The organism is Dyella sp. (assembly GCF_036746095.1).
Lineage (GTDB): Bacteria > Pseudomonadota > Gammaproteobacteria > Xanthomonadales > Rhodanobacteraceae > Dyella_B.
Genome location: NZ_DAIOEU010000015.1, coordinates 1 through 12,427, shown reverse-complemented (window position 1 = coordinate 12,427; position 12,427 = coordinate 1). Strand labels below are relative to the sequence as shown.

The 12,427-nt window shown below is 57.2% G+C and carries 16 protein-coding genes and 1 pseudogene; 4 read left to right on the top strand and 13 right to left on the bottom strand.

What is annotated here, in order from left to right:
- The first annotated feature begins 3 nt into the window (after window positions 1-3).
- The 3 genes from V7M64_RS08825 to V7M64_RS08815 all read left to right on the top strand — a co-directional run bounded on the left by V7M64_RS08825 (window position 4) and on the right by V7M64_RS08815 (window position 2,703).
- Complete coding sequence (locus V7M64_RS08825; protein WP_333678643.1) at window positions 4-915, top strand: MurR/RpiR family transcriptional regulator; 912 nt, start codon at window positions 4-6, stop codon at window positions 913-915.
- 77 nt (window positions 916-992) lie between these two features.
- The gene (locus V7M64_RS08820; RefSeq protein WP_333678642.1) at window positions 993-1,778 is read left to right on the top strand and encodes a methyltransferase domain-containing protein; all 786 of its coding nucleotides are present in this window, start codon (window positions 993-995) and stop codon (window positions 1,776-1,778) included.
- Window position 1,779: 1 nt separating this feature from the next.
- Window positions 1,780-2,703 (top strand): hypothetical protein, encoded by a 924-nt coding sequence (locus V7M64_RS08815; protein ID WP_333678641.1) that lies wholly within the window; start codon window positions 1,780-1,782, stop codon window positions 2,701-2,703.
- Window positions 2,704-2,724: 21 nt separating this feature from the next.
- On the opposite strand, the gene V7M64_RS08810 is transcribed toward V7M64_RS08815, so the two are convergent.
- Window positions 2,725-3,222 carry a hypothetical protein gene (locus V7M64_RS08810; protein WP_333678639.1) on the bottom strand — a complete coding sequence of 166 codons (498 nt, stop codon included), beginning with the start codon at window positions 3,220-3,222 and terminating at the stop codon, window positions 2,725-2,727.
- A gap of 816 nt (window positions 3,223-4,038) precedes the next feature.
- Window positions 4,039-4,866 (bottom strand): helix-turn-helix transcriptional regulator, encoded by an 828-nt coding sequence (locus tag V7M64_RS08805; protein WP_333678638.1) that lies wholly within the window; start codon window positions 4,864-4,866, stop codon window positions 4,039-4,041.
- Window positions 4,867-4,959: 93 nt separating this feature from the next.
- Here V7M64_RS08805 and V7M64_RS08800 point away from each other — a divergent pair, with 93 nt between their 5' ends.
- Window positions 4,960-5,859 (top strand): SDR family oxidoreductase, encoded by a 900-nt coding sequence (locus tag V7M64_RS08800; RefSeq protein WP_333678637.1) that lies wholly within the window; start codon window positions 4,960-4,962, stop codon window positions 5,857-5,859.
- A gap of 113 nt (window positions 5,860-5,972) precedes the next feature.
- On the opposite strand, the gene V7M64_RS08795 is transcribed toward V7M64_RS08800, so the two are convergent.
- The 11 genes and pseudogenes from V7M64_RS08795 to V7M64_RS08745 form a co-directional block, all read right to left on the bottom strand.
- The gene (locus V7M64_RS08795) at window positions 5,973-6,242 is read right to left on the bottom strand and encodes a hypothetical protein (RefSeq protein ID WP_333678636.1); all 270 of its coding nucleotides are present in this window, start codon (window positions 6,240-6,242) and stop codon (window positions 5,973-5,975) included.
- 546 nt (window positions 6,243-6,788) lie between these two features.
- Window positions 6,789-7,661: a hypothetical protein gene (locus tag V7M64_RS08790; RefSeq protein ID WP_333678635.1), complete on the bottom strand. Its 873-nt coding sequence runs from the start codon at window positions 7,659-7,661 to the stop codon at window positions 6,789-6,791.
- A gap of 4 nt (window positions 7,662-7,665) precedes the next feature.
- Window positions 7,666-8,355, bottom strand: a complete 690-nt coding sequence (locus tag V7M64_RS08785) for a hypothetical protein (protein WP_333678634.1) — start codon at window positions 8,353-8,355, stop codon at window positions 7,666-7,668.
- Window positions 8,356-8,373: 18 nt separating this feature from the next.
- Window positions 8,374-8,736: a hypothetical protein gene (locus V7M64_RS08780; protein WP_333678633.1), complete on the bottom strand. Its 363-nt coding sequence runs from the start codon at window positions 8,734-8,736 to the stop codon at window positions 8,374-8,376.
- 181 nt (window positions 8,737-8,917) lie between these two features.
- Window positions 8,918-9,103 carry a hypothetical protein gene (locus V7M64_RS08775; RefSeq protein ID WP_333678632.1) on the bottom strand — a complete coding sequence of 62 codons (186 nt, stop codon included), beginning with the start codon at window positions 9,101-9,103 and terminating at the stop codon, window positions 8,918-8,920.
- A 10-nt stretch (window positions 9,104-9,113) separates the two neighbouring features.
- Window positions 9,114-9,500 (bottom strand): hypothetical protein, encoded by a 387-nt coding sequence (locus V7M64_RS08770; RefSeq protein WP_333678630.1) that lies wholly within the window; start codon window positions 9,498-9,500, stop codon window positions 9,114-9,116.
- Between the two features lie 287 nt (window positions 9,501-9,787).
- Window positions 9,788-10,258 (bottom strand): hypothetical protein, encoded by a 471-nt coding sequence (locus V7M64_RS08765; RefSeq protein ID WP_333678628.1) that lies wholly within the window; start codon window positions 10,256-10,258, stop codon window positions 9,788-9,790.
- A 3-nt stretch (window positions 10,259-10,261) separates the two neighbouring features.
- Window positions 10,262-10,645, bottom strand: coding sequence for a hypothetical protein (locus tag V7M64_RS08760; RefSeq protein WP_333678627.1), 384 nt, complete (start codon window positions 10,643-10,645; stop codon window positions 10,262-10,264).
- Between the two features lie 146 nt (window positions 10,646-10,791).
- Window positions 10,792-11,067, bottom strand: coding sequence for a hypothetical protein (locus V7M64_RS08755; protein WP_333678626.1), 276 nt, complete (start codon window positions 11,065-11,067; stop codon window positions 10,792-10,794).
- Window positions 11,064-11,912, bottom strand: a complete 849-nt coding sequence (locus V7M64_RS08750; RefSeq protein ID WP_333678624.1) for a hypothetical protein — start codon at window positions 11,910-11,912, stop codon at window positions 11,064-11,066. The genes V7M64_RS08755 and V7M64_RS08750 overlap by 4 nt, the downstream gene beginning before the upstream one ends.
- A 33-nt stretch (window positions 11,913-11,945) precedes the next feature.
- Window positions 11,946-12,427: pseudogene (locus tag V7M64_RS08745) on the bottom strand (NrdJb); the annotation flags it as partial.

The window sequence follows — 12,427 nt, the reverse complement described above, 5'->3', positions numbered from 1 at the left end:
CCGATGACGACACCCAAGGACCTGCAACAACTGCTCAAGGATCGCTGGGACAGCTTCACCGCGTCCGAGCAGAAGATCGCCCATTACCTGCTGCACCACATCCGCGACCTGCCGTTCGAAACCGCCGCATCGCTGAGCAAGCGCGTCGGCGTGAGCCCCATGACGGTCGGCCGCTTCCTGCGCACGCTGGGCTACGACGGCCTCAACGAATTGAAGGAAGAACTGCGCGGCGACGGCAGCTGGCGCCATCTGTACAAGGAACCGGAACAACCCAAGGACACCGACACGGTGGCTGCGCACCTGCAAGCGGAAATCCGTGCGCTCACCGAGGTACATGCATTGGTCGGCAGCAAGGAATGGAAATCCGTGCTGAAACTGCTGATGACCGCCGACCGCGTTTCCGTCGCCAGCTTCCAGCACGCCGCCTTCCTCGGCGAAGGGCTTACCAAGACCCTAGAACAACTCAGGCCGCACGTGTCGTTCCACTCGGGCATCGACGGCGCCTATATCGACATGCTGCTCGACACCACGCGCAACAGCTGCGTGGTGCTGATCGACATGCGCCGCTACTTCAAGCAATTCCGCGTGATCGCCGAGGAAGTCGCCACACGCGGCATCCCGCTGGTGATGATCACCGACACCGACTGCTACTGGGCACGCGACCTCACCCCGCACGTGCTGATGATCCCGCCCAGCTGGGTGTGGCACAGCTACAGCGCCTACATCACCCTGTTCAGCCTGCTGGCCACATCGTTCGTGCAGGAGACCGGCGAGGACGTGATGGAGCGGCTGGGGGATATCAACCAGCTGCGGCAGAAGCTGGTGGGGTATCTGGGCGCGGGCGTGCGAGAGCCGTCCGCGGGTGGCGGCAGCCGCGCCGACACGGGCAAGCGCAAACCCAAGAAACCAGGCTGACCGCGTAGGCTGGGGTGGCAATCCCGGCATTCGACGCCCACCTGTCATATAGCCTCATAGGCGCGTGAGTGCTTTCCGTGCCTATCTGGTTGCACCGCTACCACCCCCGTGCAACCCCGCCGGACAGAACCGGCACTCACCGGCGAAGGACCCTATCAGCGCCAACCCCACAGGCAGACTTGGGCTGTCAGTCATTCCATCAAGAACAACTTGTCATCAAGGTCATCGACGGCATGCATACCGGAGAGCAGTACCACCAGATTATCCAGAGCTCGCCGCGAGACCGGATGGTACGCAGCCAGTTCCAGAAGATCGCGCTGGATCTGCTGCCCGAAGGTGCCGACGTGCTCGATTTCGGCGCCGGGACCGGCATCGATGCGCGAGTGTTTGCCACCAGCGGACACCGTACCTTCGTCTACGAACCGTCGGAGGCGATGCGCGGACACTTGTTGCAACATTGCCGCGACGAAATTGCCGGGGCGCGCGTTGTTCCGCTGGCCTCACCGCTGGCCTGCAAGGTAGCGGGAGTGACGGCGAACTTCGCCGTACTCAATCACTTTGAAGATCACACCGCGCTATTTGAAGAGTTGGCGGGTGTCGTCCACAAGGGCGGTTTCGTATTGGCCAGCATGCTCAGCCCTTATTACCTGGGCGATGCGCGTTACGGCTGGTGGCGAAAGAACCTGGTCAATCTTGTACGGCACGGGCGCTACGGCATTGCCAGTGAAAGCCGCATTCATCGCTTCACGCCGCAAGTCGTGGCCCAAGCCGCGGCACCTCACTTCAAGCTGGAGCAGGTCACTCCGCGTGGCCTTGGATTGGCTGCCAATCTTTATATGTTTTTGCTGTTCCGGCGGCACTGACATGTTGAAGGATTGGCTGAGACCATTCGTACGTCCGCTGCCGCAGTGGTCTCCGGTGGCGATTAATCCTCCGTCGCAACTGATTAGCGCAACCTTGCGCTGGAACGGCAATGTGGCGGATGTCACAGCGGACCACACCGTGGCCTCGCTCAATCCACTCACCATCGCGAGCAGCATCGATACCGGCGGCCATGCCTTGCTCGAATACAGCGATAGCGCCATGGGGAAAACCCTTGGCGTGTTGCACCTGACAAAAACAGGCTCGATCGCGACGGAACAATCATCCGTCACGTTGTACAGCGTCCTAGCCGGCGAACATCACTGCCTTGGATGGCCTCGACGTTCCTGGAACGCCTGGCTGCAAAATCGAAGCATGATTAGAAATAGCCGGTCGAACCACCTGAACATGGCACCGGCCGCGGCACAACAGCTGATGATCGCGTATCTCTATCCGCGGCCGGTCGTCCTGGTCTCCGTCGATACGCCCGATCATCGAAACATCTTCCCCATGGACTTGATCGGCCCACTTGAGCGCAGCGGCCTTTTTTCGCTCGCACTACGCAGTACCAACGTTTCGCAGGCGGTCATGCGCGATGCGCGCCAGGTCGCCTTTTCCGCCATTCCCGCAACCATGAAGGCGACGGTCTACAAGCTCGCGGAGCATCACAAGACGCCGCTACAAGATTGGAGCACGCTTTCGTTTCCCGTCCGCCCATCACGGGAATTTGCCATCCCGGTGGTTGCCCAGGCACCGCGCGTGCGGGAACTGAGCATCGTGCATAGCCAGGAGATCGGCATACACACGTTTTTCCTTGGCCGCATCAGCTCGGATGAAAGTCTTACCAGCGTCGATCAACTTCACCATACGGCGGGTTTTCATCAAGCCTATCGCCGCAAACGTGGCATGCCGTTTGTCGAGATTTAGAAAAGAAGATCGCTTGCATCTTCAATTGTTTGTAACTGCAGCCAGATTATCTTTTATCCAATCCGCCGCATCCTCACCGACCTCCTTGGCGAGGCGATTCATGATGCCGCAAGTACTTTTAAACGGTCCCCATACGCCACCGTTCGACGTACGCTTCGATGTGGTTGTCTGCAGCACCTTGCCGTCCTTGATCAGGTCCAGCGTGACCGACAGGTGCCTGGGGCCGGTCCAGCCGCCGCCGACCGAAGCGCCCCACACCGAGGTGATGGTGGTTTTCAATAGCAGCCCATCAGCCGGGTGCACGCTACCGTCCACCTGCCGGGTGCGGTCATAGACTTTACTGACCGATGCAAAGACCTGATCCGCGACCAATTGCGGCACCTTGCATTGCGCCTTGATGCCACCGGGAATGGACGTGCTTTCCGGCAAAACGGCAGGCGTTTGGACATTCAAGACATTTCCTGCCATGCAGCTTGTCGACAAAGCTGCAAGGGCGAGCGCAAATACCGTCTTCTTCATGATTTCCCCCTGCTCCGATCATTCCTTTGGGTGAAAGCTTACCTGCAATCGTGGCAAGCAGCGCGAGCACCTAAGGATGCTCCGATTTAATCCACGAAACGTCACGCTCGCAGTGATCCGCTCCCTCCCCTGCGGCAGCAGTGAGGGTTGGGGCTGAGGTATCCCCACGTTTTTGCTCGTCATTCCGGCGAAGGCCGGAATCCAGTGAAATATGATGTGCGAAGCACGCCGCATTAAAAAAATAATGTGTGCTGCGCACGATGTTACTTAGACTGGGTTCCGGCCTTCGCCCATTGCTGTCCGGGGGGAAATGAAGTTCTTCAGAAATGCGCGGGCATAGCACCCCGCATCGAAAATTTTCCATGGAAATTCAGTGCCATCAGTCCGTCATTCCAGCGAAAGCTGGAATCCAGTGCCTTTGCAGATTTTCAAGTCGCTGGATTCCAGCTTTCGCTGGAATGACGTCGTTTTAGCTCTCCCGCAAGAACAGCGAAAAATTTCCCGGAAAGCAGTGGGCTTTCGCCGGAATGACGAGCGAAAATGGAGGGATACCTCGCCCCTGCCCCTCCCCTGCATGCAGGGAAGGGAACTGTTCTTCGCGAACATCAAAGCGTCCCGCCTAAGTGAGCGCCATTGCACCTAAGGGTGTCCTGGTTTACCCCTGATCGAACCGCGCAGGCGGAGATGAAATTCCAGCGCTCGCGCGAATTCCTACGCTGGGATTTTTATCCAGCCACGCGCGCGCCGCTGCAATCGGAATGAATCGGGACTTTTCCTAAACAGCACGAACGTGGGGGCAATCCGCGCGTGTGGCCGTCAAGCCGCGGCAAGGGCGCTCACGATCTTGTCGAGGTCCGCATCGCTTACGGGGTTGTACACGATCATCGTCAGGTCCGGGCGCCCATCCACGGCAAAGGCCGAGTGTTCGAAGCCGAAAGGCCCGAGCACGGGATGATTGATGTGCTTGACCCGTTCCTGCTGGGCGTGAACATGCGTGTCGCGCCACATGCGTTCGAAGTCTGGGCTGCGGCGGCACAGTTCGTCGACCAGATCGGCAACGGCCGACGCCGCACCGGCGCGCACAACGTCCGCGCGGAATGAACCGACGACATAGCGCGCCACGCTTTCCCAATCGTGTTGCGATGCGCGCACGCGTGGATTGAGGAAGATGTGCTTCAACACATTGCGGTCTTCGGGCGCCAGCGAGCCATAGTCGACCAGCAGCACGGTGGCCGCCTTGTTCCACGCCACGACGTCCCAGGTGGCGGTGCGAATAAGCGCCGGACTCGGGTTGAGCCGGTCGAGCACGCGCTGCAAGCGCGGTGTAATCGCATCGTGCGGCTCATAACGCACTTCCGGCGGGCGGCCCAGGCCGAGCATAAAAACGTGTTCGCGCTCGATCTGCGTCAACATCAAGGCTTCGGCAATGCGTTCGAGCACTTCCGCCGAAGGCGCGCCGCCACGGCCTTGCTCCAGCCACGTGTACCACGCGGTGCTGATGTTGGCGCGTTGCGCGACTTCTTCCCTTCGCAGGCCCGGTGTGCGGCGACGTTTGGAGACAAAGCCGAGCGCCGCCGGATCCAGCTTGCTGCGGCGGTCTTTCAGGTAAATCCCTAGCGGGTTGGGGCGTGCTTCTTCGCTCATCCTGGTAGTCACTATCACACGATAAGGTCACTACTTTTCCACGATGGATCCAGGCGCGATGTTAGCGCCAGTTCAATGCGGAGGTCATGTTTCATGCGTGTATTTGTGACAGGCGCAAGCGGTTGGGTCGGTTCGGCCGTCGTCAAGGAGCTGTTGTCGTCGGGACACCATGTGCTGGGGCTGGTGCGATCGGAAGCCGGTGCAAAGAAGGTCGCCGAACTCGGTGCCGAGGTGCTGCATGGCACCCTTGACGACCTGGCCACGCTGCAACAAGCCGCCGTGCAAGCGGATGGCGTCATCCACACTGCGTTCCATCACGATTTCAGCAAAATCGTCGAAAGCTCCGAACAGGAGCGACGCGCCATCGAGGCCATCGGCAGCAAACTGGAAGGTTCGCATCGCCCGTTCGTGGTGACGTCGGGCGTCGCCTTGCTTGCACCGGGTCGAGTGACGAGTGAAGACGATGCCTCACCTCCCCCACTCGCTTCGTTCCCGCGCGCCCCGGAAACCACCGCCTTCGCCTTTGCAGCACGCGGCGTGCGCGTGGCTGCGGTGCGCCTTGCGCCAACCGTGCACGGCATCGGCGACAACGGTTTTGTGCCGCGGCTGGTGCACTTTGCACGGCAAACGGGCATCTCGGCCTATGTGGATGAGGGCCGCAATCGCTGGCCGACCGTGCACCGTCTTGATGCGGCACATCTGTATCGCCTGGCATTGGAAAACGAGGCCGCCCACGGGCCATTCCACGCCATCACCGAAGAAGGCGTAACACTCAAGCAGATTGCCGAAGCCATCGGCCGTGGCCTGGATATACCGGTGGTCTCGCTATCCGGAGAGAAGGCGGCCGAGCACTTCAGCTGGTTCACGCGTTTCGCAGGCATCGACTGCCCCAGCTCCAGCCCGCGCTCGCGCAGTTTGCTGGGTTGGAAACCGGAGCAACCGACGCTGCTGGAAGACATGGCCCATGCGGCATATTTCGAGGCGCACCAGTAAACGATAAGAGGAGTGCACGGATGCGGGGAAACCCTGCCTTCTCGCGCGACGCGAAACGCATGCGTGACGGCGATGTGGCCCATCGCCTGGCGCGAGCCCAGCGGGCTTGATACCTACTGCCACACGGGACGGCGCGAACCGATACCGTTTTCCTCGCCGAGGCGGTTGAGTACGTCGTCGATACGGCCGTTGATCGCTTCGAACACAAAGCTGAGTTCGGCGCGGCCAAGAACCAACGCGGTGCTGCCATCGTCGCTGTCTGCGCAGTAGGCAATCTGCGCCATCACGGTCAACATGGCTTGCAGGTCTCTGAGGCTTTCGTAGCCGGCTTCGGACAATAGATAAAGCTGCGGCCCGCAGTGGCCGCCTTGCATGTCATCCATAGCAATCTCCATACGCTTAGGTCACGCCGCGTATTGCGCGCGGCGTGAAGGGCTCTCAGGAAAAAATCCTGCTCGCTTTATCGGAATCAGCTGCTTCCGGTTCGGCGAGTGCCCACTTGGGCTCGACGTCGCGCGGCCCGCGCGGCGGTGAAGTAGGGAAAAAGCACCATGGCGGGGGCACGTGAGTGTGCGGGTGCCGTATGATTCGATCTAACCATCATTGACTCCTGGTAAGTTTGTGGTGGCCAGCGGATTGCCTGGGGTCCAGCCCAGGTGATCCGCGCTACTTCACTTCATGTCGGGCGTGTCGCGGTCATCACACGGATGCACACGCCCGACAGCCGCACCTTCGCACAAAAGCGAGCTTGGCGTCTGTCAGAAGCGAGTGATGGAATGCCTTGGGGAAAACCTACAGCGTGAGGCGCACCGCGGCGCCATGAGGTTGCAGACGGTGCATGTGATTGACCCGCGCAAGACTGCCGGCTGAGTCGATCAAGCGTGCCCATTGCGCCATCGCATGGCATGTCGTTTCTTGCGGGGCATGGATCAACGTCGCACGACGCCTTCGTGTTGAGTCCGTGTCATCGCGTGCAAGACCTGCAGATATTGCGGTCGCGCCAACAGGTAGCTGTTATCGTGGCGGCCACCCTGCACCGGGTAGAACGTGACGTTTGCATGCCCTTGTACAACCGCCTGCGCCTCGGAAAAGGGCGTGACGTCATCAGCAGTTCCCTGGAACACGGCGATGGGAATATCGGTCAGGCGCGCAAGCACAAGAGACACGGGATAGAGGTGTCCGCCCAAAAGCCGCTGGATGGGTAACAGCTGCCAGCCACGTGCCAGCGGATGACGAGCGATCCACGCACGAATAACCACGGCGAGACTGGCGCCCAGGCCATCAACTACGACACCTGCGGGCCGGATCCGCTCCGCTTCCAGCAGTGCAACGGTTGCGCCAAGTGACCGGCCAATGAAAACGCTTTGGCTGAGGTCGCAGTTTGCGGTGTGAGCGACGGCCCTGACTGCGTTTTCGACTTGATCAAAAAGCAATGCGAGGCGTGCTTGGCCGCCAGAACCGTCCTGGCCCGGATAGGAAACTGCGAAAACTGCCGCTCCGCTCGTGCGCAGGTAGGGAAAGAGCGTGCGCTCGTAGGTGCCGATACCGCCATGCTGGCCGGGAAAGAAGAAAATGCATGCGCTGCCGCTACCGTTGTATCGGCGGACGGCAATGTTGGCGTCGTTGCCTACGGCGATGCGGTAGCGCTGCGATTCGTGGGTAGTGTCGTGCGACTGGGAGGAAAAAATCAGGCGATCGAGACGCCAATGGATGAGAGCCGCCGGGAGTGCAAAGTAGAAAACGGCGGCGAGGACCGCAGCGCCCAGTGTCTTAAGCAACCAGCTCTTGGTTGCCGAGGTCATAGCATTACGCCCCTTTCTGACGTCTAATCACGCCTTCAACAAAAAGCAACCAGAAGCCAACATAGGCCAACAGAAGCAGGCTAGCCAGTCCTCTCCCCAAAACACTGATGCGGGGCACCGGTACAGTGGGATGGAAGAATTGCCTGCACGACGGCCACCACAGAGCTGCGAGCGATAACCCACCAATTGACAAAGCCACACCCAACACGATCCTCCGGCCTAGCAGGCGTTTACGGCTGAGGCTGCCACTATCTGGGGTCACTTCGTCTTCCTGCTCCGCTACCTCATAGTCTCCTTTCCAGGTTGCGTTAAGCACTTCGAATGCGACGGCCAGATGCTCCCTGCGCACGAAGATGCGAACGCCGCCCAGGGCATAGAACCACAATGGATCGACGTGCACGACATTCGCGCCGGACAGGTGCGCGTCAACGCTTTCGGCATGCAGGCGACCAAGCAGAATTTGCGCATTGAGCGGTGAAAGGCCGCGCACGAGCTGCCGATAGGCAGGCGAGATTCCACCAGTTTCGTTTCCGCCGCGGAAAGCATCGGTTGCGCCAACGGGTAGCAAATCCCTTCGGCTCAACTCCGCCGTCAACATGCCGAGCGCGGACCCGTCGAGCTTCACTGAAGCGGCATATTGCTGTAATTCGTCATCCGACATTTGCGTGAAGCGTCGTACGAGATCGTCTTCCATAACTCCCCCTTTGCTAATTTATGTACGACGAGCAATCGCCTTCCGGGACTGTCGATAACAAGCAAAGGCAAAGACGAGAAATCCAACGCCAAGGAGGACCGTGAAATCCAGCACTCCGCTTGGCGACGAAAGCCCCCAGGCTATAAACACCGCTCCCATGAAGGCGTAAAAAATCGGCGCTATCAAGATGTTTTTCGGGGCAGCGGCAACAATTCGCTGATTCCGCTTGAGCATGTCGTGATAGAGCTGCACAGTTGCCTCATGCTCACCTTTGCACGACAGGCCATGCCCCAGGTCGACGATGCACTCATGGCAAAGACCTTTGGCGCATGCTTTGCAATTCCCCAGAGCCACCGTGCCTGGATGGTTGAAGCAATTCATAAAATCCCCCTGACAGAATATCTACTTCTGTTCCTTCTCGTAGGCTTTCACGAGCACGAAGCCGGACGGCCGATTGATACCAATAGTTGCCGCCGCCAATTTAATTGCGACTGCCGTGGACGATAAGCAAGGGACTGTCGCGATGGAACTCCAAGGGTTCGCTCACGTTGAAGCCCCACTCTCAGCCTTGTGCTGCCTTTTCCCGCATAGCTTCATACTTACCAAGAAGTATCTCTGCATACGCTAGGTCATTGCTGGTATCAGATTTGTCGTCTTCGTTCTGCGCGCCGCTTTCAAGGAGCGTGTTGTACTTTTCTATCAACGCTTCGAGCGCTTCGATGATGCAGTTGATCTCAGCCCATTCCATATCTTTTTCCTCAGCAGTTTATCCAGCGACCGCCACGAGCAATGGCTTCTTCGATAGGCAGCTTGGATACATCCAACAGGCTGCATAGCTGCTCGGTATACGCCGTCAGCAACATATCTTCCGAAGGTCGAATGGTGTAGTGCGTTATGCCTGTTTTTGGATTCGTTGTGTCGCGGGTCACCACCAATCCATGCGGAACTATAGTTCCCGCCTTGATCCACCACCAATTTGGCTCTGGGCGCGGAGCGGTGAACGTCGATATGCCACCGGACATACCCTTGACCTTGATAAGGCCAGACTGCGGGTCTTTGACTTTGATGATGTCCTTGTCCCGGACGTTATCGAATCGCGGCGACGTAGCATTGCCACCTCGATAGAGGTCGATGTCAATCTTCATCGAAGCCTCTATTCGCACCAAATATTGCCCTGATCCCATGGCTCCTCCCTGCGTTTTTGCTGCCGAATCTACTTCGGTAGATGGCAACAAGTTGATCTACTTGAGCCCCAAATTAGAGCTGGAATTGTTACAAGAGTAACCCGACCCATGCTGCCCTGCCCCGCATATGCTTCAGAAGCGAGCCCGGCCGACTTGGATTTTCGCGCCCGCTTCCGAAGTGAGCCTGGAACCGTTTTTCATATCCTGGTGGAGCTTGCTTCATAAGGTCTGACGCCCCTGATTGATATCTACTTCTGTTCCTTCTCGTAGGCTTTCACGAGCACGAAGCCAGATGGTTCGATCTGATAGTAATAGTCGCCGCCGCCACTTTCGTTACGGCTGCCGTGGGCGATAAGCAAGCGACTGTCGCGATGGAACTCCAAGGGCTCGCTCACGTTGAAATCCCAGCAACAGATGGTGAAAGGAAGCCAGACCACTTTGCCGCTTTGCGCATCGATCGCCGCACCCATGACACAAGAGGCACCACAGCCCCAGCTGACCAGCGTGTAATGCCCGCCGAAGTTGGGCTTACGCCCGCTTAGTTGGCGCAGGCGTGTGGCGTATTCGCGGTCTTTGGCGGAAACGATTTGCAGCTTCGCAGGCCGACCTTTGAACGGCTGTGCGGGGAAGTCACCAAATATTGGGGCCGATTCACCGGCGAATGCCAACCCGTGACAGAAAACCATCATGCTGAGGACAGCGATAAGAATACGCTTCATTTTTTAGTACCAATGATGTTTTTCCCAGAATGCCCGCGCCAGACTCGCCGTGTGGTATCTACCCATGATGTAGCGGATACCGCCCTGGCATTCCTCGACCGCATTCCCGAATGACTTTTCGCCATGGGGATTGAGTCCGTATTGCGGGCGAAGCAGTTGATATAAGCCGCGCGCTGTGGAAGCCGGATTTCGCGCGTCCACGACGCCGCTGGATTCCTGCGCCATGATCCACAACAAGTCGTCGAAGCTTGTAACAGGGACGGCTTCCAGCACCATGGCTTTGCGAAGTGCGTCTTGAACAGAAATGGGAGCGACAGATGTGTCTTTGGCTTCCCAACCTTTCTTTTGCTGCTTGAATGGCCTATGGCCGTGCGCGTGCTTGTGCATTTGCAAACCTTCTTTCCCTAAAGATTTATTCTGAAATCCAGACTACGTTGATGCGGCCAGCCACTCATGGGAACAGACTTGCTACCAATAACTCAACCTGACCCCTATATTTGCGGAAACCTTCTTTGGAACCGTCTTCGCAAACGTTATCTGGCACCATTTTTTTTCAGCCAATCCCATGCATCACGAGGCAGCCACCCTCCGACCTCGCAATTACTAATATCAACAATTAACAATCTGTCATTGGCGTCGATTAATGCATTTAATTTAGACTGTAGATCCCGCACAGTTTCGTTGGTCGCGACCACCCAATTCGATTCCATATAGTGCCACCAGCCAGGCGAGGCCTTAATAGCCTCCTGCAATGCATTGTAATTTCTTCCAGGCGCTTTGAGATCGTAATCTATCAACATTAGTTTCATGTTACTTCCTTAAATTTTTCCTTAGCCTCAGAAACGGTTAAGACGGCGAAGTCGAACTTCGAATTATTACCGTAGTCTTTAGCAGAGCTTCCTGCCCAATAGATTGAAACATAGTATTTAATTGGCCGGCGAATATTCTCTGAAAATATAGTAATAGGGAGAACCACTCTCCCGAGGCCAACTTTCATATACTCGCCTTTAGACTGCGACTGAGAGCCTCTCAAAAAACTAAGATGAAGACAGTGCCTATCAACAGAGATTGTCTGCGCATCTTTACTGACACCTTCTGCTTGCTCGCTTTTCACACAAGCTACTTCTAGGAAATAAGGAAAATTTGGAACCAAATCTATTGGCCTATCATCATCCGGCCAAGGAATTACTCTTGGCAAAATTTCATCTTTGTGTAACTCGGGATCACCATCCCTAGTTTTGTAAACACAATCTACGACGACCCTGCTCGCCTTAGCGATGGATCTACCTCTGTTCGTAATACATATCCGAAGGTGTAGTTGATCTTTGACCGAAATTTCACTCGATTCCGAAGATACACGTTCAGAAGTGAGTTCCACGTGGGGAAGGGATGCAGTGGTTGTGATGTGCAATTTTGGACGCGCCAAATAAGCACGCAACCTATCTCCGAATACGGCTAGAAGCGCAACGACAAACGTTCCCAGTGCAATAAATAAGTCGAATACGTATTCATAATTCGACAAAGGTTTTTCATTTGATGCAGGAATCTGAACTATGACTCTCTGTCCAGCGTATACAGACGAACTTGCACCACCAGCGATTGAGGCGGGATCTCTCGATGAGTCACCGCCCACTTGCGCCCCCTGTTCTTCCATGCGCATCCCCTATAGATGATATTTACTCGTCTTTTATCCGCACTTCGAATACCCACAATTCAAACAAGTCTGACACCCATCCATCAGCACCAACGCCTTCGTATTGCACTTCGCACACAACGTAGCCCCCGGCGGGAAGCCGGCTGAGTCGTTGGTATCAGCATCCGTGGGACTGACCACGCTCAGGTCAGTTTTTTTTTGAGTGGCGTTTTCGTAAGCGGCGCGCTTCTCGGCGATCAGCGCACGCTGGGCATCACTCATCTCGGGGTCGTGGATGAGGCCGATGTTCTTCATGTGCTGCTCGATCACCGCGCCGATCTCGGCGACGATGCTGGGCATGTACACGCCGCCGGCCTTGAAGTAGCCGCCGCGCGGGTCGAATACGGCCTTGAGCTCTTCGACGATGAAGGTGACGTCGCCGCCTTTGCGGAAGACGGCGGAGAGGATGCGGGTGAGCGCGACGATCCACTGGAAGTGGTCCATGTTCTTCGAGTTGATGAAGATCTCGAAGGGGC

What these genes read in the sequence shown, in the direction of transcription:
- V7M64_RS08825 (WP_333678643.1), top strand. Translation starts at nt 4, where the DNA reads ATGACGACACCCAAGGACCTGCAACAACTGCTCAAGGATCGCTGGGAC.
- V7M64_RS08815 (WP_333678641.1), top strand. Translation starts at nt 1,780, where the DNA reads ATGTTGAAGGATTGGCTGAGACCATTCGTACGTCCGCTGCCGCAGTGG.
- V7M64_RS08810 (WP_333678639.1), bottom strand. Translation starts at nt 3,222, where the DNA reads ATGAAGAAGACGGTATTTGCGCTCGCCCTTGCAGCTTTGTCGACAAGC.
- V7M64_RS08805 (WP_333678638.1), bottom strand. Translation starts at nt 4,866, where the DNA reads ATGAGCGAAGAAGCACGCCCCAACCCGCTAGGGATTTACCTGAAAGAC.
- V7M64_RS08800 (WP_333678637.1), top strand. Translation starts at nt 4,960, where the DNA reads ATGCGTGTATTTGTGACAGGCGCAAGCGGTTGGGTCGGTTCGGCCGTC.
- V7M64_RS08795 (WP_333678636.1), bottom strand. Translation starts at nt 6,242, where the DNA reads ATGGATGACATGCAAGGCGGCCACTGCGGGCCGCAGCTTTATCTATTG.
- V7M64_RS08790 (WP_333678635.1), bottom strand. Translation starts at nt 7,661, where the DNA reads ATGACCTCGGCAACCAAGAGCTGGTTGCTTAAGACACTGGGCGCTGCG.
- V7M64_RS08785 (WP_333678634.1), bottom strand. Translation starts at nt 8,355, where the DNA reads ATGGAAGACGATCTCGTACGACGCTTCACGCAAATGTCGGATGACGAA.
- V7M64_RS08780 (WP_333678633.1), bottom strand. Translation starts at nt 8,736, where the DNA reads ATGAATTGCTTCAACCATCCAGGCACGGTGGCTCTGGGGAATTGCAAA.
- V7M64_RS08775 (WP_333678632.1), bottom strand. Translation starts at nt 9,103, where the DNA reads ATGGAATGGGCTGAGATCAACTGCATCATCGAAGCGCTCGAAGCGTTG.
- V7M64_RS08770 (WP_333678630.1), bottom strand. Translation starts at nt 9,500, where the DNA reads ATGAAGATTGACATCGACCTCTATCGAGGTGGCAATGCTACGTCGCCG.
- V7M64_RS08765 (WP_333678628.1), bottom strand. Translation starts at nt 10,258, where the DNA reads ATGAAGCGTATTCTTATCGCTGTCCTCAGCATGATGGTTTTCTGTCAC.
- V7M64_RS08760 (WP_333678627.1), bottom strand. Translation starts at nt 10,645, where the DNA reads ATGCACAAGCACGCGCACGGCCATAGGCCATTCAAGCAGCAAAAGAAA.
- V7M64_RS08755 (WP_333678626.1), bottom strand. Translation starts at nt 11,067, where the DNA reads ATGAAACTAATGTTGATAGATTACGATCTCAAAGCGCCTGGAAGAAAT.
- V7M64_RS08750 (WP_333678624.1), bottom strand. Translation starts at nt 11,912, where the DNA reads ATGGAAGAACAGGGGGCGCAAGTGGGCGGTGACTCATCGAGAGATCCC.